19 protein-coding genes are annotated in these 22621 nt (G+C 58.4%); 15 read left to right on the top strand and 4 right to left on the bottom strand.

The window, feature by feature from the left end; genetic code table 11:
* Positions 1–52: 52 nt before the first annotated feature.
* On the bottom strand, positions 53–325 hold the full coding sequence (locus ACA057_RS16520) for a DUF1652 domain-containing protein (protein WP_497340466.1): 273 nt from the start codon (positions 323–325) through the stop codon (positions 53–55).
* Between the two features lie 263 nt (positions 326–588).
* Here ACA057_RS16520 and ACA057_RS16515 point away from each other — a divergent pair, with 263 nt between their 5' ends.
* The 10 genes from ACA057_RS16515 to ACA057_RS16470 all read left to right on the top strand — a co-directional run bounded on the left by ACA057_RS16515 (position 589) and on the right by ACA057_RS16470 (position 13320).
* Complete coding sequence (locus ACA057_RS16515; RefSeq protein WP_497349932.1) at positions 589–1404, top strand: helix-turn-helix transcriptional regulator; 816 nt, start codon at positions 589–591, stop codon at positions 1402–1404.
* A 51-nt stretch (positions 1405–1455) separates the two neighbouring features.
* Positions 1456–2862: an NAD(P)/FAD-dependent oxidoreductase gene (locus ACA057_RS16510; RefSeq protein ID WP_497340464.1), complete on the top strand. Its 1407-nt coding sequence runs from the start codon at positions 1456–1458 to the stop codon at positions 2860–2862.
* Between the two features lie 29 nt (positions 2863–2891).
* The gene (locus ACA057_RS16505; protein WP_059407103.1) at positions 2892–3233 is read left to right on the top strand and encodes a cupin domain-containing protein; all 342 of its coding nucleotides are present in this window, start codon (positions 2892–2894) and stop codon (positions 3231–3233) included.
* A gap of 47 nt (positions 3234–3280) precedes the next feature.
* Complete coding sequence (locus ACA057_RS16500) at positions 3281–4366, top strand: polyamine ABC transporter substrate-binding protein (RefSeq protein ID WP_497340462.1); 1086 nt, start codon at positions 3281–3283, stop codon at positions 4364–4366.
* A gap of 405 nt (positions 4367–4771) precedes the next feature.
* The gene (locus tag ACA057_RS16495; RefSeq protein WP_497340460.1) at positions 4772–6226 is read left to right on the top strand and encodes a serralysin family metalloprotease; all 1455 of its coding nucleotides are present in this window, start codon (positions 4772–4774) and stop codon (positions 6224–6226) included.
* 98 nt (positions 6227–6324) lie between these two features.
* Positions 6325–6717 (top strand): AprI/Inh family metalloprotease inhibitor, encoded by a 393-nt coding sequence (locus tag ACA057_RS16490; protein ID WP_497340458.1) that lies wholly within the window; start codon positions 6325–6327, stop codon positions 6715–6717.
* A 212-nt stretch (positions 6718–6929) separates the two neighbouring features.
* The gene (locus ACA057_RS16485) at positions 6930–8684 is read left to right on the top strand and encodes a type I secretion system permease/ATPase (protein WP_497340456.1); all 1755 of its coding nucleotides are present in this window, start codon (positions 6930–6932) and stop codon (positions 8682–8684) included.
* Positions 8681–10030, top strand: a complete 1350-nt coding sequence (locus ACA057_RS16480; protein ID WP_497340454.1) for an HlyD family type I secretion periplasmic adaptor subunit — start codon at positions 8681–8683, stop codon at positions 10028–10030. Before ACA057_RS16485 ends, ACA057_RS16480 begins: the two co-directional genes overlap by 4 nt.
* A 2-nt stretch (positions 10031–10032) precedes the next feature.
* A complete protein-coding gene (locus tag ACA057_RS16475; RefSeq protein ID WP_497340452.1) occupies positions 10033–11397 on the top strand; it encodes a TolC family outer membrane protein in 1365 nt (454 codons plus the stop codon).
* A gap of 69 nt (positions 11398–11466) precedes the next feature.
* A complete protein-coding gene (locus tag ACA057_RS16470; protein ID WP_497340450.1) occupies positions 11467–13320 on the top strand; it encodes a polyurethane esterase in 1854 nt (617 codons plus the stop codon).
* Between the two features lie 136 nt (positions 13321–13456).
* Here ACA057_RS16470 and ACA057_RS16465 read toward each other — a convergent pair whose 3' ends face one another.
* Positions 13457–13681, bottom strand: a complete 225-nt coding sequence (locus tag ACA057_RS16465) for a YgdI/YgdR family lipoprotein (protein ID WP_059407112.1) — start codon at positions 13679–13681, stop codon at positions 13457–13459.
* 205 nt (positions 13682–13886) lie between these two features.
* Here ACA057_RS16465 and ACA057_RS16460 point away from each other — a divergent pair, with 205 nt between their 5' ends.
* From ACA057_RS16460 to ACA057_RS16445, 4 genes are all read left to right on the top strand, one after another.
* Positions 13887–15539, top strand: a complete 1653-nt coding sequence (locus tag ACA057_RS16460) for a VRR-NUC domain-containing protein (RefSeq protein WP_497340447.1) — start codon at positions 13887–13889, stop codon at positions 15537–15539.
* The gene (locus ACA057_RS16455) at positions 15536–17788 is read left to right on the top strand and encodes an ATP-dependent DNA helicase (RefSeq protein WP_497340445.1); all 2253 of its coding nucleotides are present in this window, start codon (positions 15536–15538) and stop codon (positions 17786–17788) included. Before ACA057_RS16460 ends, ACA057_RS16455 begins: the two co-directional genes overlap by 4 nt.
* A gap of 157 nt (positions 17789–17945) precedes the next feature.
* On the top strand, positions 17946–18854 hold the full coding sequence (locus tag ACA057_RS16450) for a zeta toxin family protein (RefSeq protein WP_497340443.1): 909 nt from the start codon (positions 17946–17948) through the stop codon (positions 18852–18854).
* A 110-nt stretch (positions 18855–18964) separates the two neighbouring features.
* A complete protein-coding gene (locus ACA057_RS16445; protein WP_497340441.1) occupies positions 18965–20887 on the top strand; it encodes a hybrid sensor histidine kinase/response regulator in 1923 nt (640 codons plus the stop codon).
* A 9-nt stretch (positions 20888–20896) separates the two neighbouring features.
* On the opposite strand, the gene ACA057_RS16440 is transcribed toward ACA057_RS16445, so the two are convergent.
* A complete protein-coding gene (locus tag ACA057_RS16440; protein ID WP_497340439.1) occupies positions 20897–21142 on the bottom strand; it encodes a hypothetical protein in 246 nt (81 codons plus the stop codon).
* A 167-nt stretch (positions 21143–21309) separates the two neighbouring features.
* Here ACA057_RS16440 and ACA057_RS16435 point away from each other — a divergent pair, with 167 nt between their 5' ends.
* Complete coding sequence (locus tag ACA057_RS16435) at positions 21310–21846, top strand: hypothetical protein (RefSeq protein ID WP_401353362.1); 537 nt, start codon at positions 21310–21312, stop codon at positions 21844–21846.
* A 230-nt stretch (positions 21847–22076) separates the two neighbouring features.
* Here the strand turns inward: ACA057_RS16435 and ACA057_RS16430 are convergent, their stop codons facing one another.
* On the bottom strand, positions 22077–22553 hold the full coding sequence (locus ACA057_RS16430) for a PA2171 family ribosome-binding persister protein (protein ID WP_497340436.1): 477 nt from the start codon (positions 22551–22553) through the stop codon (positions 22077–22079).
* Positions 22554–22621: the final 68 nt, after the last annotated feature.

Genomic DNA, 22621 nt, shown 5'->3' with positions numbered 1-22621 from the left:
ACAACCACAAAAAAGCCCACATGACGTGGGCTTTTTGTCGGGGGTTCAGCCTTCAGGCGTAACTTCTGAGGGCAACTGGCGGAATGAATGCTTCAAGCTCATCCTCCACCGCTTCAATAATTCGTTCTACATCCGCGGCATTCATGACGGTTGCGCAGGGAATGCCGGCAATGGCGATCATGGTCACGCCACTGGCGCGGTCAAATAAACGGGCAATCATGCTGCCCGGCGCATCCATGCTCGCCTCGAAACCCATTGGATGAAAATGCCAGCGCATCAGCTGGCAGGCGTTTGGAAAGGTGACTTTGCTAAACCCTTTATTCATGTGTTGCCCGCCTTCTTCATCGAGCGCTTCCGTTAGCTCATGTTAGGAGGGAAGAGCCTTCATTGGCTCAACCGGTGACTGCCTTTAAAAGTAGCATCCAGATGTGAAAATCTTGTTTTTTTTTCAGGCCGTTTGGCGATTGGTTCAGTTTTTTTTGATGCAAGTCACGGTGAATCGTTTTTTCGAAAAAGGGCGAGCAGGGATTGACCATTGAAGCCGGGCCGGAACTTCGGCAAGCTCGGCGTTTTCTCGCCGAGTCCTTTATGCACGCCGATGACGATGGTCCGCAGCAAACCCAGGCCACGGGCGAGACGGTCATGCGTTACCACTTGCGCTGGAAACACCGGGACCTGGACGGTGTCATGGCGCTGTATCACCCGGAGGTCCAGTACAACGACTTTTTCCAGAACCGTGTGATGGGGCTGGACGAACTGCGCGAGTACGTGCGCAGCAGCATGCCGCGTGATCCCGATGAGGCCCTGGAGCATTCGGACCGTATTCGCCTGGACGGCAACACTGCATTCATTCAGTACCGCATCACCCTTCGCGGCGGTGCAGGGTTGGTGTCGTTCCGGGCCAGCGAGGCGATTACCGTGCGTGACGGGTTGATTTGGCGGGTCAACGAATACGCGTCGCTGGTGCATGAGCAGCCCGCCAACAAAGCCGCCAACAACCAACGCCCGGCCGTCAGTCGGCTCGGCTTGTCGCCGCGCCAGTTGAGTTTCATGGCGGACGACCTGCAACAGTATTTCCAGCGCCAGCAACCTTATCTCGACCCCGAACTCGACCTGCAGCGGGTGGCGAAGGAGTGCGGGTACAGCCGCAATCAGATTTCCTATTTACTCAATCAGGTGCTTGGCCAGAGCTTCTACCGCTACGTCAACCAGGCGCGCTTGCAGCATTTGCTCGCGGCGCTGGACGCCGCCACACCGCCGTTGCGCATTGACGAGCTGGCGTTTGCCGCCGGCTTCAATTCGCTGTCGGCGTTCTACAGCTGTTTTCGCCAGCACACGGGCCTGTCGCCAAAGGCCTACGCAAAACAAATTTCTTTGCGTGCACGCGCGCAAGACAGCCTCTGAGCCCACGCACTAGGATCGACGCCATCGAAGTGTTGAGTGGCGGAGTCGTGTATGCCGGCGTGGCGCAATATCAGTTTGTGGATGGATCAACTCGACGAGCCGTTGCTGGCGCGTCCGACGCTGGAACAGGACTTGGATGTCGACGTTGCCATCATTGGCGCGGGGTACACCGGGCTCTGGACCGCGTATTACCTTAAACGCCTGGCGCCGGACCTGAGCATTGCCATCGTCGAAGCACAAACCGCCGGTTTTGGTGCGTCGGGGCGCAATGGCGGCTGGCTGATGGGCAACCTGCTGGGCGAAGACCGCTTGCTCGCCGACCTGTCGCCAGAGCAGCGCCGTGCTTCATTCGATCTGCTGCACGGTATCCCTGATGAAGTGCAGATTGTCCTCGAACGTGAAGGCATCGACTGCGATTACCGCAAAGGCGGGGTGCTGTACTGCGCGGCACGCTACCCAGAACAGGAAGCGAGCCTGCGCCACTACCTGGACAAGCTCTACCGCCAGGGCCTGACCGAAAGCGATTACCGCTGGCTCAGCCCCGAGCAGCTGGCGCAACAGATCAGAGTCGCCAAGCCTTATGGCGGTATCTATGCACCGCACGTTGCGACGATTCACCCGGCCAAGTTGGTGCGAGGCCTGGCCCGGACGGTGGAGTGCATGGGCGTCAGGATTTACGAGAACAGCCCGGTCACCCACTGGCAGTCGGGCAGCCTGCGCACGGCGAAAGCCTTGGTCCGCAGCCGCTGGATTGTGCCGGCGGTAGAAGGTTACGCGGTCACTTTGCCGCCACTGGGTCGTTATCAGTTGCCGGTGCAAAGTTTGATTGTCGCCACTGAGCCGCTGTCCGCCGCGACTTGGGACGAGATCGGCCTGAGTCGCGGCCAGGCCTTCAGCGAAAGCAGCCGCCAAGTCACTTACGGCCAGCGCACGGCGGACAACCGCCTGGTGTTCGGCGCGCGCGGTGGTTATCAGTTCGCCGGCAAGTTGCGCCATGACTTCGACCTGACCACCAGCGAAGTCGAGTTGCGCCGCTATCTGTTCGGCGAGCTCTTCCCACAACTGAAGAACGTGCGGATCACCCATGCCTGGGGCGGCAATCTGGGCATGTCCCGGCGTTTCAGGCCTCACATGCTCTGCGATCACGCCAGCGGCATTGCCTTGTCTGGCGGTTATGGCGGGGAGGGTGTCGGCGCCAGCAATCTGGGCGGACGAACCCTTGCCGACCTGATTTTGCAGCGCGACAGCGAGCTGGTGCGCCAGCCGTGGGTAATTCCCCAAGGTGGTCTCGACGCGCTCAAGGCCTGGGAGCCGGAACCCTGCCGCTGGCTCGGCTACAACGCGATCATCCGCAGCTTCGTCCACGAAGACCAGACCCTGGCCAACCCGACGACCGCGCCGTGGCGTCGCAAACTGGCCTGCGGCGTGGCGGGGTTCATGGAAGGTTTCATGCAGTAACGGCGTCTTCTCAATCAACAGGTACTCCCATGAGCATCACGCAATTCAAGCACACCGCCACCCTTAAGCTGGACGAGTCGAACCCGGTCGCCGTGCCCTTGGGCACCCCCGTGGCCGTGGCTTCGACCACCAGCGTCGAACGCGACGACGGCGTCGAAACCGGCGTCTGGGAATGCACGCCCGGCCGCTGGCGGCGGCAGATCGTTGCCCAGGAATTTTGTCACTTCATCCAGGGGCGCTGCACTTTCACCCCGGACGACGGTGAAACCCTGCACATAGAAGCGGGCGACGCACTGATGTTGCCAGCCAACAGCCTCGGCATCTGGGATATCCAGGAAACCGTGCGCAAGACCTACGTTTTGATTTTTTGATCCTCTGATTGCCTGCCAACAAAAACAACCCAAACAGGAATCGACTCATGATCCGAAAGACACTGACCCTGGCCCCATTAGCGTTCGTCGCGACCCTCAGTCAGGCGGCCGAGACCGTCAAGATCTACAACTGGTCGAGCTATATCGCTCCAGACACCACGAAAAACTTCCAGAAGGAAACCGGCATCGGTTTCAGTTATGACGTGTACGACAGCAACGAAACCCTTGATGGCAAGTTGATGACCGGTAACTCCGGGTATGACGTAGTGTTTCCGTCGAACCACTTCATGGCCCGGCAGATTCAAGGCGGGGCGTTAAAGAAACTGGACAAGGAGCAGCTGCCGAACTGGAAGAATCTCAATCCGGTGTTGCTCAAGGCCCTGCAAACCAACGACCCTGGCAACGAACACGGATTTCCGTACCTGTGGGGCAGTACCGGCATCGGCTACAACATTGCCAAGGTCAAAGCGGTGCTGGGCGACAACGCGCCCGTGGACTCCTGGGACCTGATCTTCAAGCCCGAATACATGGAAAAGCTGCAAAAATGCGGCGTGGCGATCCTCGATAACGGGCCGGAACTGCTGCCAGCGGCGCTGAATTACCTGGGCCTGCCGCATCACAGTAAAAATCCTGATGACTACAAGAAGGCCGAAGCGCTGCTGTTGAAAGTCCGGCCTTACGTCAGCTATTTCCACTCGTCCAAATACACCGGTGATCTGGCCAACGGCGATATCTGCGTGGCAGTAGGCTTTTCCGGTGACGTTCTGCAAGCGGAAAGTCGCGCCAGAGAAGCCAACAACGGCATTGAAATCGGTTATGCGATTCCCAAGGAAGGCTCCGCGATCTGGTTCGACATGGTCTCAATGCCCGCCGACGCCCCGGACGAAAAAGCCGGCTACACCTTCATGAACTACCTGCTGCGCCCGGACGTCATGGCCAGCATCAGCAACTACGTGCGCTACGCCAACGGCAACGAACAGGCCGACAGCCTGATCGACCCGGCCATCAAGAACGACACCAAGGTCTACCCGAGCCCGGACATGATGGGCAAGTTGTTCGCCCTGGAGGCCATGCCGCTGAACATTGATCGGGTACGAACGCGGGTGTGGAACAAGATTCGGACGGGGAGTTAAGTTCAATTGCTCATGTTATGGCAAGGGAGCCTTCTCCCTTGCCATAACATGAGCAACTCACTAAACGTTTCATTCGATTGATGGCATTGCGCTGGCACTTGCCTATGCGTAAAAGTGAGATGCCTTAAACAAAAACAACTTACTCTTATTTAATATTTAAATTGCCAATTGTCAGACAATTAAGCGAATCCCTTCGAGCCAGAAATAATATTTCGACAGCACACGCATTGTTTTCGGGTACTTGCTGGAGCAACTTCAATTTGACGTCAAAAAAGTAGTAGACGTTTGATTTCAAATTGTGTCAGTTTTCTTTCGCCTTCATTGGGCGAGTGATAGGACGATCTCGCCAGAGATTGTCGCTGTCTGACAAAAAACTGTTCCATAGCTAAACAAGGAAGTGTGTTTATGTCGACTGTAAAAGACCACGCTATTGATACCGCCGAACAGGCTTTTCAGCCGCAATCATTGGCTGCATCCAGTTCTGCGTTCAACCAGATCAATAGCTTCAGCCATCAATATGATCGGGGCGGTAACCTCACGGTCAATGGCAAACCCTCCTACTCCGTAGACCAGGCAGCTGACCAGTTGCTGCGTGACGGTGCTGCCTACCAGGACAAGGACGGCAGCGGCAAAATCGAACTCACCTACACGTTCCTGACCTCGGCCTCGTCGAGCACCCTGAACAAGCACGGCATCAGTGGGTTCAGCCAGTTCAGCACGCAACAGAAAACCCAGGCCGTGCTCGCCATGCAATCCTGGGCCGATGTGGCCAATGTCACCTTCACCGAGAAAGCCACTGGCGGTGACGGCCACATGACCTTCGGCAACTACAGCAGCGGCCAGGACGGTGCGGCAGCGTTTGCTTATCTGCCGGGCACGGGGGCTGGATACGACGGGACTTCCTGGTACCTGACCAACAGCAGCTACACGCCCAACAAGACGCCGGACCTGAATAACTACGGCCGCCAGACCCTGACCCACGAAATCGGCCACACCCTGGGCCTGGCTCATCCGGGTGATTACAACGCTGGCGAAGGCGCGCCGACCTACAACGACGCGACCTACGGACAAGATACCCGCGGCTACAGCGTCATGAGCTACTGGAGTGAAAGCAACACCAGTCAGAACTTCAGCAAGGGCGGCGTCGAAGCGTATGCGTCCGGCCCGCTGATGGACGACATTGCGGCCATCCAGCAACTCTACGGCGCGAACACCACCACGCGTACCGGTGACACCACTTACGGTTTCAACTCCAACGCCGGTCGCGACTTTCTCAGCGCGTCTTCGTCGTCGGACAAAGTGGTGTTTTCGGTCTGGGATGCGGGTGGCAAAGACACGCTGGATTTCTCGGGATTCACTCAGAACCAGAAAATCAACCTCAATGAAGCCTCGTTCTCCGACGTTGGTGGCCTGGTCGGCAACGTGTCCATCGCCAAGGGTGTCACCGTCGAGAACGCCATTGGCGGTTCGGGCAATGACCTGCTGATCGGCAACAACGTGTCCAATGAGCTAAAGGGCGGTGCCGGCAACGACATCCTTTTCGGCGCGGGCGGTGCGGACAAGTTGTGGGGCGGTGCAGGTTCGGACACGTTCGTGTTCGCCGCCAGCAGCGACTCCAAGCCAGGGGCGATCGACCAGATCCTCGATTTTGTCAGCGGCCTGGACAAGATCGACCTGACCGGCATCACCAACGGCGCGGGCCTGCACTTCGTCAGTGCGTTCACCGGTGCAGCGGGCGATGCGGTGTTGAGCACGTCCGGCGGCAACAGCCTGTTGTCGGTTGATTTCTCCGGGCACGGCGTGGCTGATTTCCTCGTCAGCACTGTCGGTCAGGCGGCGTACACAGACATCGCGGCGTGATGTGAAGTGAAAAAAGGAGGGCGGCGCTCGATGCGCCGGTCTCTTTCCTTGCATCGCTATCTGCGGTGAGTAAGCTACGCGCCGGAGTACAACGTCCTATGAAGCACAAGGTTTTTACCTACAGAACTACCGCGTGGCTTTGGGTGACGCTGATGATGTTTCTTGGAGATTTAACCATGGCAAGCAGCCTTAAATTGGCAGACCCCTCAGAATTGGCTGGCCAGTGGCAAGCCACTTTGAATGCCGCCGAAGACTCTTCAAAGTCCTGCATCATCGACTTTCAACCGCAGCAAACGCTGGGTGAGGGCGCCGAGTGCCTCAGTAGCTGGTTGGGCGAGCAGGCCATCGGCTGGTTTCCGGAACCCGACGGTATCGCGATCACTGGCAAAGAAGGCTCAAGAATCGTGTTCTTCAGCCGACAGCATGAGGGGCTTTACACAAGCACGTTGAAATCAGGGCTGATCATTACGCTTCAGCGCGCTACGTATTAAGCGCAAAAGTGGCAAGCCGTTTACAGGTACCGACTATAAGGCCCTTGATTGCCCGTTATGAGGCGCGAATCGATAACCGGACTTCTTATTGAACAAAATAAGTTGTTATTAGTTTGTAAGCGACAGCGGGCAAAAGAATGTCTCGACCGTGTGCGGACAGTTAATGGAACCTCGCCGGAGTACGGTGGGAAATATCAGTTCAGGAAAAACCAATGAAGATGGCGAAGGCCCCAGTCACTGCACCGTTAATCAAGGCACTGGGCGACTATAAAAGTATCCTGATCAGCGTCGGTTGTTTTACCGCATTGATCAACATACTGATGCTGGTCCCGTCGATTTATATGCTCCAGGTCTATGACCGGGTGTTGTCCTCGCAAAACGAAACCACCTTGGCCATGTTGTCGCTGATGGTCGTCGGGTTCTTTGTCTTTATCGGTTTACTGGAAATTGTTCGCAGCTTTATCGTCATCCGCATCGGCAGCCAGCTGGAGCGTCGCTTCAACCTGCGGGTCTATCAGGCAGCGTTCGAGCGCAATTTATTCAAGGGTGAGGGCAATGCCGGCCAATCGCTCGGCGACCTGACCCATATTCGCCAATTCGTCACCGGCCCCGCGCTGTTCGCCTTCTTCGATGCGCCGTGGTTTCCGGTCTACCTGTTCGTGATTTATCTGTTCAACGTCTGGCTCGGGGTGTTCGCCACCGCAGGCGCGCTGCTGCTGATCGCGCTGGCTTGCCTGAATGAGGCCATGACTAAAAAGCCGCTGGGCGAAGCCGCCGCGTTTTCCCAGAAATCCAGCCAACTGGCCACCAGTCACCTGCACAACGCCGAAACCATCCAGGCCATGGGCATGCTCGGTGCCTTGCGCAATCGCTGGTTCCAGGTCCATTCGCGTTTCCTCGGCTTGCAGAACCAGGCCAGCGACACCGGTGCCGTCATCAGTTCCCTGAGCAAAACCCTGCGACTGTGCCTGCAATCACTGGTGTTGGGTCTGGGCGCGTTGCTGGTGATCAAGGGCGACATGACCGCCGGGATGATGATCGCCGGTTCCATCCTGATGGGCCGCGTACTGAGCCCCATCGATCAGCTGATTGCCGTGTGGAAGCAATGGAGCGGCGCCAAACTCGCCTACGGACGTCTCGACGCGTTGCTGCAAGCCTTTCCACCAAGTGACGAGGCCATGGCGTTGCCGGCGCCGAAGGGGCAGATCACCTTCGAACAAGTCAGCGCCGGCCCTCCGGGGCAACGTACCGCGACCCTGCACATGGTCAACTTCAGCCTCGGCGCCGGGGAGGTGCTGGGCGTGCTCGGTGCGTCGGGTTCCGGCAAGTCGACATTGGCTCGCGTGCTGGTCGGCGTTTGGCCGACCCTCGGCGGCACTGTGCGACTCGACGGCGCGGACATCCATCGCTGGAATCGCGATGACCTCGGCCCTTACATCGGTTACCTGCCGCAGGACATCGAACTGTTCAGCGGCAGCATCGCGCAAAACATCGCCCGATTCCGCGAAGCCGATCCGCAACAAGTGGTGCAGGCCGCGCAACAGGCTGGCGTGCATGAACTGATCCTGCGCATGCCTCAGGGCTACGACACGGTGCTCGGGGAAGACGGCAGCGGATTGTCCGGTGGGCAAAAACAACGTGTGGCCCTGGCCCGTGCGCTGTACGGCAAGCCGAGCCTGGTGGTGCTGGATGAACCGAACTCCAACCTCGACACCGTCGGCGAAGCGGCGCTGGCCAGTGCTATCGCACAGATGAAGGCCCAGGGCACCAGTGTGATTCTGGTCACCCATCGTTCCTCGGCGTTGGCCCAGGCTGACAAGTTGCTGGTCCTCAATGAGGGACGTTTGCAGGCGTTCGGTCCGAGCCAGGAGGTGCTCAAGGCGCTGTCTGGAGCGGCCGCTCAAGCACCGGCGGGCGTCAGCATGAGCCGACAGTCTCAGCCGTCGACAAGGAATTCGGGTGTATGAGCAGCATGCAGATGAACAGTCAAAACGAAGCCGCGATGGAACACGACTACATCGCCGAACGCCCTGAGCGCGACGCGCGCTATTTCGCCCGCCTGGGCTGGATTCTGGCGATCGTCGGCGCTGGCAGTTTCTTCACGTGGGCCAGTCTGGCGCCACTTGACCAGGGCATTCCGGTACAAGGCACCGTGGTGGTGTCGGGCAAGCGCAAAGCCGTGCAGTCGATGAGCAACGGTGTGGTCAGCCGGATTCTGGTGCGCGAAGGTCAGGTGGTGAAGCAGGGCCAGCCGCTGTTTCAGCTCGACCAGACGCAGGTCGCCGCTGACGTGCAATCCCTGCAAGCGCAGTACCGCATGGCCTGGGCCAGTCTGGCGCGGTGGCAGAGCGAGCGTGACAATCTCAAGCAGGTCGATTTCCCCGCCGAACTGAGCAACGATCCCGACCCGCGCCTGAAATTAGTGCTGGAAGGCCAGCGCCAGTTGTTCAGCAGTCGTCGCGAAGCCTTTTCTCGCGAACAAGGCGCCTTGCGCGCCAGTATCGAAGGTGCCGGTGCGCAACTGGCCGGCATGCGTCGCGCCCGTACGGACCTGACCGCACAGGCCAGCTCGCTGCAACAACAATTGAGCAACCTGCAGCCCCTGGCGGATAACGGCTACATCCCGCGCAACCGGTTGATGGAGTACCAGCGTCAGCTGTCGCAAGTGCAGCAACAATTGGCAGAAAACACCGGCGAAAGCGGCCGGGTGGAGCAGGGCATCCTCGAATCGCGGCTGAAGCTGCAACAACACATCGAGGAATACCAGAAAGAAGTCCGCACGCAACTGGCCGATGCGCAGCTCAAAAGCGTAACCCTCGAAGAGCAACTGACCTCCGCCGGGTTCGACCTGCAACACAGCGAGATCATCGCCACGGCCGACGGCATCGCGGTCAACCTCGGGGTTCACACCGAGGGCGCGGTGGTGCGTCAGGGCGAAACCTTGCTGGAGATCGTGCCCCAAGGCACACGCCTGGAAGTGGAAGGGCATTTGCCGATCAACCTGGTCGACAAGGTCGGCACGCACTTGCCGGTGGACATTCTGTTTACCGCGTTCAACCAGAGCCGCACCCCGCGAGTGCCGGGTGAAGTCAGCCTGATCTCCGCCGACCAGATGGTCGACGAAAAAACCGGTGCGCCGTATTACGTGCTGCGCAGCAGCGTCAGCGAGCAAGCCATGGAAAAACTCAATGGCCTGGTGATCAAGCCCGGCATGCCGGCGGAAATGTTTGTGCGCACCGGTGAACGTTCGCTCCTCAACTACCTGTTCAAACCGCTGCTCGACCGGGCAGGCTCCGCGTTGACTGAGGAATAAGGATGTTCCGTTGTATGAATAAGCTTTCCATGCTCGCCGCGACCCTGGCGCTGCTGACCTGCAACAGTGCGATGGCCATGGGGCCGTTCGATGTCTACGAACAAGCGTTACGCAATGATCCGGTGTTCCTCGGCGCCATCAAGGAGCGCGACGCCGGTCTTGAGAACCGTGCCATTGGCCGCGCCGGGCTGTTGCCGAAACTGGGTTACAACTACAACAAGGGCCGTAACACCTCGAAGGTCACTTACCTCAACGAGCGCGGGCAAAACCAGTCGGATGACCGCAACTACAGCAGCTACGGCTCGACCCTGACCCTGCAACAACCGTTGCTCGACTACGAGGCTTACGCGGCCTATCGCAAAGGCGTGGCGCAGTCGCTGTTCGCCGACGAAAACTTTCGCGGCAAAAGCCAGGAGTTGCTGGTGCGGGTGCTGGAGAACTACACCAAGGCCTTGTTCGCCCAGGACCAGATCGACATCGCCCTGGCGAAGAAAAAAGCCTACGAGCAACAGTTTCAGCAGAACGAGCAGATGTTCCGTCAGGGCGAGGGCACGCGCACCGATATTCTTGAAGCCGAGTCGCGCTACGAACTGGCGACCGCCGAGGAAATCGAGGCGCGTAACGAACAGGATGCCGCCCTGCGGGAACTGGGCGCGCTGATCGGCGTGCCGGCCATCGACATCGCCGACCTGGCGCCGCTGGACCAGAATTTCCAGACCTTCACCTTGCAACCGGCCAGTTACGACACCTGGCATGAGATCGCCGTCGCCAACAACCCGAACCTGGCTTCCCAGCGCCAGGCCCTGGAAGTGGCGCGCTACGAAGTCGAACGCAACCGTGCCGGGCACCTGCCCAAAGTCAGCGCCTACGCCTCGGTGCGCCAGAACGAGTCGGAAAGTGGCAACACCTATAACCAGCGCTACGACACCAACACCATCGGCATCGAAGTCAATGTGCCGCTGTACGCCGGCGGTGGGGTTTCGGCCTCGACTCGTCAGGCCAGTCGCGCCATGGAACAGGCCGAGTACGAACTGGACGGCAAGACCCGGGAAACCCTGATCGAGCTGCGTCGGCAGTTCAGCGCCTGCCTGTCGGGCGTGAGCAAACTGCGCGCCTATCAGAAAGCCCTGAGCTCGGCCGAAGCCCTGGTGGTGTCGACCCGGCAAAGCATTCTGGGTGGCGAACGGGTCAACCTCGATGCGCTGAATGCCGAACAACAACTCTTTACCACACGTCGGGACCTGGCCCAGACCCGGTACGACTATTTAATGGCGTGGACCAAGTTGCATTACTACGCCGGGACTTTGAGCGAGCAGGATCTGGCCAAGGTTGACGAGGCGTTCGGACAAGGACCGAGGACGCCGTAACGCCTGAACATTGCAGCCCTGTAGCGCGTTCTATCTCTGACAATTCCAACAAAGAGAGAGGCAATACCCATGGGTGTGTACGACTACAAAAACCTCGGCACAGCAGACTCCAAAGCGTTGTTTACCGATGCGATGGCGATCACGCTGTATGCCTATCACAACCTCGATAACGGTTTTGCCACCGGCTACCAGCACAACGGATTCGGCCTGGGCTTGCCGGCGACACTGGTGACGGCGCTGATTGGCGGCGCAGACTCCCAGGGCGTGATTCCCGGCATCCCGTGGAATCCGGATTCGGAAAAAGCCGCGCTGGAGACGGTGCAGAAAGCTGGCTGGACACCCATCACGGCCGCGCAGTTGGGCTACGACGGCAAGGTCGACGGGCGCGGAACCTTCTTTGGCGAGAAGGACGGCTACACCAGCGCTCAGGTGGAAATCCTCGGCAAGTACGACGCCCAGGGCCATCTCACTGAAATCGGCATCGCCTTTCGTGGCACCAGCGGCCCACGGGAAACCCTGGTCAGCGATTCAATCGCCGACGTGATCAACGATCTGCTGGCGGCGCTGGGGCCCCAGGATTATGCGAAGAACTACGTCGGTGAAGCGTTCGGCAACTTGCTCGGCGACGTCGCCGCGTTTGCCCAGGCCAATGGCCTGTCGGGCAAGGATGTGCTGGTCAGCGGTCATAGCCTCGGCGGCTTGGCGGTCAATAGCCTGGCGGATTTAAGCCGTGACAAGTGGGCCGGGTTCTACCAGGACTCCAACTACATTGCCTACGCGTCACCGACCCAAAGCAGCACCGACAAAGTATTGAACGTCGGTTATGAAAACGATCCGGTGTTCCGGGCGCTCGACGGTTCCTCGTTCAATCTGTCGTCGGTGGGCGTGCACGATGCTCATCAGGAGTCGGCGACCAACAACATCGTCAGCTTCAACGACCACTATGCGTCAACGGCCTGGAACCTGCTGCCGTTCTCCATCCTCAACATTCCGACCTGGATCTCGCACCTGCCCACCGGGTACGGCGACGGCATGACGCGGGTGCTGGAGTCGAGGTTCTACGACCTCACCGACAAAGACTCGACGATTATCGTTGCCAACCTGTCGGACCCGGCACGCAGCAACACCTGGGTCCAGGACCTCAATCGCAATGCCGACACCCACAAGGGCAGTACCTTCATCATCGGCAGCGACGGTAACGACCTGATCCAGGGTGGCAAGGGCAACGACTACCTGGACGGCCGCGATGGCAACGACACCTTTCGCGACGGTGGCGGCTACAACATCCTGTTGGGCGGCAAGGGCAGCAACGTGCTCGATGTGCAGCAGTCGGTGAAGAACATTGACTTCGCCAATGACGGCGCCGGCAACCTGTACATACGCGACGCCCAGGGCGGTATCAGCATCACCCGTGACATCGGCAGCATCGTCAGCAAAGAGCCGGGGTTTTTATGGGGGCTGTTCAAGGATGACGTGACTCACAGCGTCACAGCCAATGGGCTGGTGGCCGGCAATAACCTGACCCCGTACGCGTCAACGGTGAAGGGCGGCGCGGGTACCGATACGCTCAAGGCTCACACGGCGGGCGACTGGCTGTTTGGCCTGGACGGCAACGATCATTTGATCGGCGGCACGGGCAACGACGTGTTGGTTGGCGGGGCGGGTAACGACCTGATGGAATCGGGGGGCGGGATCGATACGTTCCTGTTCAGCGGCGCCTTTGGCCAGGACCGGGTGATCGGCTATCAGGCGAACGATACGCTGGTGTTTCTCGGGGTTCAGGGCGTGGTGCCTGGCGATGATTATCGGGCGCATGCCACGGCGGTGGGGCAGGACACGGTGCTGACGTTTGGCGGGGATTCGGTGACGTTGGTCGGGGTTGGATTGGATAGTTTGTCGGGTGCGGGAATTTTGATTGCCTGAGGGTGACGCGGCGCCGGTAAGGGCCTCTTCGCGAGCAAGCCCGCTCCCACATTTGATTTTTGTCGTCCACAAAATTTGCGGTCGACTCGGTCTAATGTGGGAGCGGGCTTGCTCGCGAAGAACGATAACGCGGTCCTCAGTCTTCCTGACGAATCGTGCTCACTTCATCCGCCTTGACCTTCACTTTCGCCCCGGAGATGTCTTCAAATTCAAAGAAGCCATCCTTGGTCTTGGTTTTCGGCATGTCCTTGGTCAAATACTGGGTGCCGTTCTGCAGTGTCACCACCGTTGGCGTCGAGCAACCGGCCAGGGCCAGAAAGGCTGCTACCGCCAAGGGCAAGCCCAGAGTCTTGATATTCATACTCACCTCTCAAACTTCAAATAAAAAACAGCGCGATTACCGTATCTCTAAGGCGGTTGGTGCCATGGAACAGCAGAAAGTTCGGCGGGCAGCGGAAAAATAAGCAAATAGCGTCGCCATTTATCCTTTTCCATTTGCACCGGGTGGGGCGTAGCTGGTATCTGTACGCATAACCAGTACTCGCTCGCCATGGCCCATTTTCCCTGTGACTGCAAATCCCCTCGACGATCCGTTCTATTACTTGAACAACTTCAGGCAAGTGCTTGATTGGCTTGAGCATCGCTACGCCGATGTATTGAGTATAGAAGAGCAACGCTTCATCCGTGATTTCCATCAATTGCCCCGCGAATCCCAGGCACTGTTGGTCAGAATGGTGATGCGCAAAGGCATTCACTTCAGGGCGAGCAAACTGCATTACGTCGAGATCGGCGACATTGGGCTGGCCGCCGAGCCATTGCTGGCGCTGGGCTGGATTGACGAACAGTCACCGCTGTCGATCGAGACGCTGTTCGAAGTGCTGCTCAAGGCAGAAATCCTCCAGTGCTTTGGCGCGGCCATCGATCAACACAAAGGCAAAAAGGCCGATTGGCTGCCGACACTGAGCGAACGGTTTCCCGAGGCTCAGGGTTTCGCGAACTGGTGCCCGACCCTGGACGAGCGATTGTTCAGCCTGACCATCATGGGCCTGTGCGACCGGCTGCGCCTGATGTTTTTCGGCAATCTTTACCAGGATTGGTCGGAGTTTGTGCTGGCCGATCTGGGCATCTTCACTTACGAAAAAGTCGAGTTCTGCGCCGAATCGCGAGGTTTGCGCAGCCGCGACGACGTCGACGCCTGCCTCTTTCTTCACCACTGTCAGCAGCGTTTCGAGGCGGGTGAAGCGGTGGCGGGTATTGTCGAGCAGATCAACGGGCTGGCACTGAGCAACCCGTGGCTGCAAAGGCGTCGCGGCAAGTTGCTGTTCCAGATCGGGCAGTACTGCGAGCGCATCGCGGATTTCCCTAACGCCCTGACCATCTACCGCGAGTGCGCCTATCCCGGTGCGCGCCTGCGCCTGATTCGCGTGCTGGAACGTTGCGGGGAGTATTCGCTCGCCATGGACCTGGCCGCCCATGCCGAGCAAGCGCCGGAAAGCGCCGCTGAACAGCAGCAATTGCTACGTGTGTTGCCCAGACTGCGGCGCAAGCTCGGCGGCCCGGCGATGAAGCGCTCGTCACCACGGGAGATGCTGCGCCTGGACCTGCAATTGCCCCGGACCGACCTGGCGCTGTCGGTGGAGTATTACGTTCAGGCGCACCTGGCGGAAGAATCGGCGCCGGTGCATTACGTCGAAAACAGCCTGATCAACTCGTTGTTCGGGCTGCTGTGCTGGCCGGCAATCTTCGCGCCGCTGCCGGGCGCGTTTTTTCACCCGTTCCAGCGCGGGCCGGTGGATCTGCTCAATGAAGACTTTCATGCTCGCCGCTCGGCGTTGTTCCAGGATTGTTTGGCTGAACTCGACGACGGGCGTTACCGCCAGACCATTCGGGAACGCTATGCCGCCAAGTGGGGCGTGCAGTCGCCGTTCGTGTTCTGGGGGGCGTTGAGCGAGGACTTGCTGGATCAGGCGCTCGACTGCCTGCCCGCCGAACACCTCAAGCACTGGTTCACTCGCCTGCTGCTGGACATCAAGGCCAATCGTGCCGGGATGCCGGACCTGATCCAGTTCTGGCCGCAGCAAAAAACCTACCGCATGATCGAAGTCAAAGGCCCCGGCGATCGCTTGCAAGACAATCAGTTACGCTGGCTGGAGTTCTGCCATGAACACCACATGCCGATTGCCGTTTGCTACGTGCAATGGGCGGAGCAGAGCGCTTGAGCTACAGCATTGCGGTGCGGGCCCTGTGTGAATTCACCGCCAAGGTCGGCGACCTCGACCTGCGCTTCACCCCGTCGCCAACCGCACTGGAAGGCATCGTCGGGCACCGCACGGTCGCGTCCCGGCGCAGCGACGTTTATCAGAGTGAAGTCGCGCTTGAGGGGCAGTATCAAACGCTGCTGGTCAAGGGCAGGGCGGACGGCTACGACCCCGTGCAAAACTGCCTGGAAGAGGTCAAAACCTATCGCGGCGACTTGAGCAAGCAACCGGCCAATCACCGGCAATTGCACTGGGCGCAGGCGAAAATCTACGGTTGGTTGATGTGTCGCAAACTCGATCTGGCGCAGATCAATCTGGCCCTGGTGTACTTCGACATCGTCAGCGAAAAGGAAACCTGCCTGGTCGAAGCCTTCAGTGCCGAAGAACTGGGGCAGTTCTTCGAACTCCATTGCGCGCGGTTCCTGCACTGGGCCGAGCAGGAAATGGCCCATCGCGACGCACGTAACAAGGCGGCCCAACAGTTGGCGTTTCCCCATGCCGATTTCCGGCCGGGGCAGCGTCATCTGGCGGAGTCGGTGTTCAAGGCTGTCAGCACCGGTCGTTGCCTGATGGCTCAGGCGCCCACCGGGATCGGCAAAACCGTGGGGACGCTGTTCCCGATGCTCAAGGCCCTGGCGCCGCAGCGGCTGGACAAGGTGTTCTTCCTCACGGCGAAAACCCCGGGGCGCAAACTGGCGCTGGACGCCGCGCAGGTGATCCTCGACAGCGCCGATGCACCGCCGCTGCGGGTCCTCGAAATGATTGCCCGCGACAAGGCCTGCGAACATCCGGACAAGGCCTGTCACGGCGAATCCTGTCCGTTGGCTCAAGGCTTCTATGATCGTTTGCCGGCTGCTCGCCAGGCGGCCAGCGAACTGAGCCTGTTGAACCAGAGCGCGTTGCGCGAGGTGGCCCTGAAGCACGACGTCTGCCCCTATTACCTGAGTCAGGAAATGGCCCGTTGGGCGGACGTGGTGGTCGCTGATTACAACTATTACTTCGACTTCAGTGCGCTGTTGTTCGGGCTGGCCCAGGCCAATAACTGGACAGTCGCGGTGCTGGTGGACGAGGCGCACAATCTGGTGGAACGCGGCCGGCAGATGTACAGCGCCAGCCTCGACCAGTCGACGCTCAACGCGGTGCGCAAAACCGCGCCCGAGCCATTGAAAAAGTCCATGCAACGGGTCAACCGTGAGTGGAATGCCCTGCATAACCTGCAACTCGGCGCCTATCAGGCGTACGACAAAGCCCCGGAAAAACTGCTCCAGGCGCTGTCGTCGTGCAGTGCAAGCATCGGCGATTACCTGAACGATCATCCGCAAGGCCTGGACAGTGCCTTGCAGACGTTCTACTTCGACATGCTGCAATTCTGCCGGGTGGCTGAACTCTTCGATGAGCAGTTCCTGTTCGACATCAGCAAGCGCGACCTCGACCGCAAGCGCAACCTGTCGCAGTTGTGCCTGCGCAACGTGGTGCCCGCCGGTTTCATCCGCCCGCGTCTGACGGCCGCGCGCAGCACCGTGCTGTTTTCCGCGACCCTGAGCCCTCGCCATTACTACGCCGATCTGCTGGGGACACCGGCGAACACGGTGTGGATTGATGTGGAGTCGCCGTTTCATTCCGATCAGCTGCAAGTGCATATCGTCAGCCAGATCTCCACGCGGTTCGTCCATCGTCAGTCGTCCCTTGCGCCGATCGTCGAGCTGATTGCCCGGCAGTTCAGCCAACGACCCGGTAACTACCTGGCGTTTTTCAGCAGCTTCGATTACTTGCAGCAAGTGGCGCAGTTGCTGGCCGAGAAACATCCGCACATCAATCTGTGGGCGCAGTCCCGAGGCATGGCGGAAGGGCAGCGCCAGGACTTTCTCGATCAGTTCACCGCCGACAGTCAGGGCGTCGGGTTTGCGGTACTCGGCGGGGCGTTTGGCGAAGGCATCGACTTGCCCGGCGCGCGACTGATCGGTGCGTTCATTGCCACCCTGGGGCTGGCGCAGCTCAACCCGGTCAACGAACAGCTGAAACACCGCATGGCGGCGATTTTTGGTGCTGGCTACGACTACACCTACCTGTTTCCAGGGGTGCAAAAAGTGGTGCAGGCCGCCGGACGAGTGATCCGTACCCAGCAGGATCAAGGGGTGGTGATGTTGATCGATGACCGATTTGGCGAGAGCAAGGTCAAGGAGTTGCTGCCGCGCTGGTGGTCAGTTTGAAGGGTGGCTTTTTTCCCGCAGTCGAGTAGGATCTTTTACCTTAAAAAACAGTGACATATCTTGAAAGACACACCCATTTGAATAAACCGCGTGAGGGGGCTTTATTCAAAGGGCGGGGTATCACTTTCACCCGCGTCTTTGATAAGGAAATCAAGGTATGTCACAAGCACCGATTTACGCTTACACCCCGGAAGACGTCACCGCAGCGTTCAATGAGATCACCGCCACGCTGTTCAGTGGCAAAACGGCCGAGACGCCCCCCAAGTTGCTGGTGCCCGCGGGGCTGCAGGGCTCAGGTAAAACCTATCTGCTGGAAAAGAGCCTGTTGCCGTCGGGCCGCTACAGCAATTATGTACGTCTGTACCTGCCCGAATACCGGGAAAAACACCCTCAGTACGCCGAGATGATCAAGCTCGGTGTTCTGCACGCGTACCAGCATACGGAAGCGTTTATCCGTGAGGTCAGCGCCCAAGTGTTCGAGGCAGCGTTTACGCGCAAATACAACATCATCATGGAGTGCGCGTTCGACAGCATCGATTTTGCCGGGCTTGCGTCCTATGCCATACCCGCCGGCTACCAGCTTGAAGCTCACATCGTGGGCTGTAACCAGGCGTTTGCGCACCTGTCGAGCATCAAACGGGGCCTGAGGAGTCTGGAGAAACAAGAGCTTGAGCGATTTGTCAGTTATTCGGCACTGGAATCGAGCATGAGTAACGCTCAGGCGATTATTCTGGCGTTCGAGGCAGTCGCCAAAGCGGTCAGCGGTTCCCAGATATTTTTGTACGAGCGCGGTTTGGGCGCATTGAATGAACGGACTTTGCGAGCACATAGCTCATACTCCAAAGACGCTAACGGGGAGTTGACCATCAGCTCTACCGCCGCGCCTTATAGTTACAGTAACTACAACACCATCATCAATAATCACGTCTACGCCATGCAGGAGCGAGACGAGATGGTCAAAGAGTGCCACCTTGCGTTACTCAAGACCGGGACTTTTGCCAACCAGGTGCCTGATTTTGTCTACAACGACCTGTACGCCTACATCGTTAAATACGTGTACCGCTAACACCCAGCATCAAGATTAAATAAACCGTAAGACAAACCGCTGATGATTCGGCTTTCCAAATTGGCGGTTTGTCGCATACTCCTGAAAAACAATGCTGACGTGAGCTTTCAATGATCGAAGATCGGACCAAAACCACAGCCATTGACGACAGTCGGTTTCGCCTGTTGATCGATGCTGTGATTGACTACGCGATCTACATGATTGATCCCGATGGCATCATTACCAGCTGGAACGCGGGTGCGCGGCGTTTCAAGGGGTATGAGGAGGCGGAAATTCTCGGCCAGCACTTCTCGCAGTTCTATACCGAAGAGGATCGCTTGGCCGGTTTGCCCCGGCGCGCGTTGGATACGGCCATTCGGGAGGGGCGTTTCGAGGGCGAAGGCTGGCGCGTTCGCAAGGACGGCACGCATTTTTGGTGTCATGTGGTGATCGATCCGATTATCGACCCGTCGGGCAAGTTGCTGGGGTTTGCCAAGATCACTCGTGATTTGACCGACCGCAAGATGGCCGAAGAAATTCTCAAGCAAAGCGAGCAGCAGTTTCGCCTGCTGGTGCAGAGCGTCACTGACTACGCCATCTACATGCTCGCCCCGGATGGACGCCTGACAAACTGGAACCCGGGAGCGCAACGCATCAAGGGCTACTTGCCCGAAGAGGTCATCGGCCAGCACTTTTCGATGTTCTATACCCCGGAAGACCGCGAGGCTGGCGAGCCAAATCGGACGTTGGACATTGCCGTACGTGAAGGGCGATTCGAAAACAAAGGCTGGCGGGTGCGCAAGGACGGCACACGATTCATGGCGCATGTCGTGGTCGACCCGATCTGGGGCGATACCGGCACGCTGCTCGGTTTCGCCAAGATCACCCGTGATATCACCGAAGCGACATTGGCACAGCAGACCCTTGAGCAAACCCGCGAAGCGCTGTTCCAGGCGCAGAAGATGCAGGCCATCGGCCAACTCAGCGGCGGGATTGCCCACGACTTCAATAATTTGCTGACGGTCATTCTGGGTAATCTGGAAATCGTCCGCAAACGCGTGGGCGAAGAACCAAAAATTACCCGATTACTCGACAACGCGACACAGGGGGCCTTGCGTGGCGTATCCCTGACCCAGCGCATGTTGGCGTTTGCCAGGCGTCAGGAACTGAAAGCCGAATCGGTCGATATACCAGAACTGGTGCAAGGGATCAGCGGATTGTTGCGCAGCTCCCTTGGGCCTGCAGTGACACTCGAAACTGATTTCTCGCCTGAGCTTGAACCCGTCCTGGCCGACGTCAATCAGCTCGAGTTGGCGGTGCTGAATCTGGCCACCAACGCCCGGGACGCCATGCCTCATGGCGGGAAAATCGTCATCAGCACCCGCACCGAAGAAGTCGACGACCCGACCAGGTGGTCCCTGGTTGCCGGTCGTTATGTCTGCCTGAGTGTTACCGATACAGGGGAGGGCATGGATGCCTCCACGCTGGCTTCGGCGATGGACCCGTTTTTCACCACCAAAGGGGTGGGTAAAGGTACGGGCCTGGGGCTGTCGATGGTTCACGGTTTTGTCGAACAGTTGGGTGGGCGATTCATTCTCAAGAGTCAGAAGGACCACGGTACAACCGCCGAACTTTGGTTACCTGTCGCTACTGTCGGCCCGCGCGCCAAAATGCTCGCCGAAGAGAAATCTGCCGTGAAGGTGCCTCATCTGTGCGTGTTGGTGGTGGACGACGACAGCCTGGTGCTGACGAGTACCAGCCTGTTGCTTGAGGACCTGGGCCATCGGGTGATCAGTGCGTCATCCGGTGCGCTGGCGCTGGAATTGTTCGAGAAGGAGCACGACATTGACCTGGTCATCACGGACATGGCCATGCCGCAGATGAGTGGTGCGCAATTGGCGCAGACCATTCGGATCATGAAACCGGACGTACCGATCATTCTCGCCACCGGTTACGCCGAGCGACTGGAAGGCTTCGCGACCAGCCTCCCGAGGCTGTCCAAGCCCTATAACCAACTCCATCTGGTGGAAATTATTGCCTCGGCGATGAAATGACTGACGCGCTTACTGTTCAGTGCTGGCTCCCGCGTTCTTCTTGAAACCACGTAAATTCATGGCACACAGGCAAAACTGCAACACGATCAGGGCGTAGGCATGGGTGTGGTAACCCCAGATCACCCACAAGATATTGCTGACAATAAAGCAGATGAAGCCTGACACCCGGCTTGAAGGTTGTCGCGAACCGATCAACCACGCCGCCATCACCGTGACCAGCATCGCTGGCCATTGCACCCAATCGAGGTAGTCCATCGCAGTTCCTAAACATCAGACCGTTATCTGAGGGACCACGGTGGCGACGGTCCGTTCGGGGCAATCACTGGCTCGCTCCTACAGGGGATGGCATGAGCGCGTTGAATTCACCTGAACTTGTCGGTTGACGCTACTTCTAAATGTTTTCCCTCCCATGCGTGACGCCTGTGCCAAGAATACTGACTGAAACCCCGGCCGAAGAAGCCCTGACCGAACACAACGCCAAGATGTTCGGGTCGCCCAAGGAACGCCTGGATTTCTACCGCCGGGAAATCCAGTACGAAACCAGTATTCTGGCCAATCGCACTGACGCCTATCTGGCGGCGCAATCGTTTCTGGTGATTGCTTTCGCGTCCTGCATGTCGAACCTCAACCCTGAGTGGGGGAAGCTTTTCACGCTGGTGGTACCGCCCTTCCTGGCGCTGTTGGGCCTGCTCAGTTCGCTCAACGCCTGGCCGGGTATCCGCGCGGCGTATGACATCATTGATCACTGGCATTTCAAGCAGAGTGAGTTGTTGCGGAGCGAACCTTTGATGGGGCTTGCTTATGATGAATCGCCGCTGTTTAGCGAGATGGAGTCTTCACATAAGGGGTATCGGAAATCGCTGTTGTTTTCGGTGCGCACGCCGTGGATCTTTGCAACTTTTTGGGTGTTGTTGGGTGGTTACGCGGTTTTTATTCAGGTGACTAATCCCGGTGGGTGAACCGGATTGGGATTGGGCATACCTTTGCTGCGGTGCAAGATCAAAAGCGAACGCTACATCTGAAAAACCACCGTCCCCTGTAGGCGCGAGCTCGCTCGCGATGAACCCATAGACACCGCGTATATCCTGTTGAAACGCGTCATCGTTAACGTCCATCGCGAGCAGGCTCGCTCCCACAATTGGACCGGGTTCATCAAACGGATATACACCCCGATCCAAGTCAAAAAGGATCAAGCCGCCAAATTAGCCGCACTCATTTCCTTCTTGTACTGCGCCTTCAAGCTCTCCATCTGCGCCCCCAACTCTTCCAGCGTCGCTTTCCCCAGTAGCTTCTTAGCCTGAGGGAACATTTCTGTTTCTTCCTCTTCAATGTGATGTTCCAGTAATTCCTTGACCACTTTCACCCGACCGGCAAATTCCGGAGTAGAGGGGTCAGTCACTTTCAGGTCGGGCAACACCAGCGAATCAACCGTGCGGTGCTCTTCCTTGGCCTCGTAATACATGACGTCCTGCTCCTTGCCTCCCGCCTTTTTATACGCCGGGTACAACACTTCTTCTTCCAGACGGGTATGAATCGCAATCTCCATTTCCAGCTTGGCGAGCAACTCCGTACGTTTCTTCACGCCACGCTCGGTGGACTCGCTCAACTGGGTCAGGATGCCCTTTACGCGTTCATGATCGGCTTTCAATAGGTCTATGGCGTTCATGGTCGAATCTCTCAAATAGTCACGGGGATGAGCGCGAACGGTCTCAAGGCCGAAAGTCGCTGATAGTC

This window comes from Pseudomonas sp. LBUM1661 (assembly GCF_059695925.1).
Note: the sequence above shows the minus strand (reverse complement) of the source record. Positions and strands in the feature narration are given on the sequence as shown.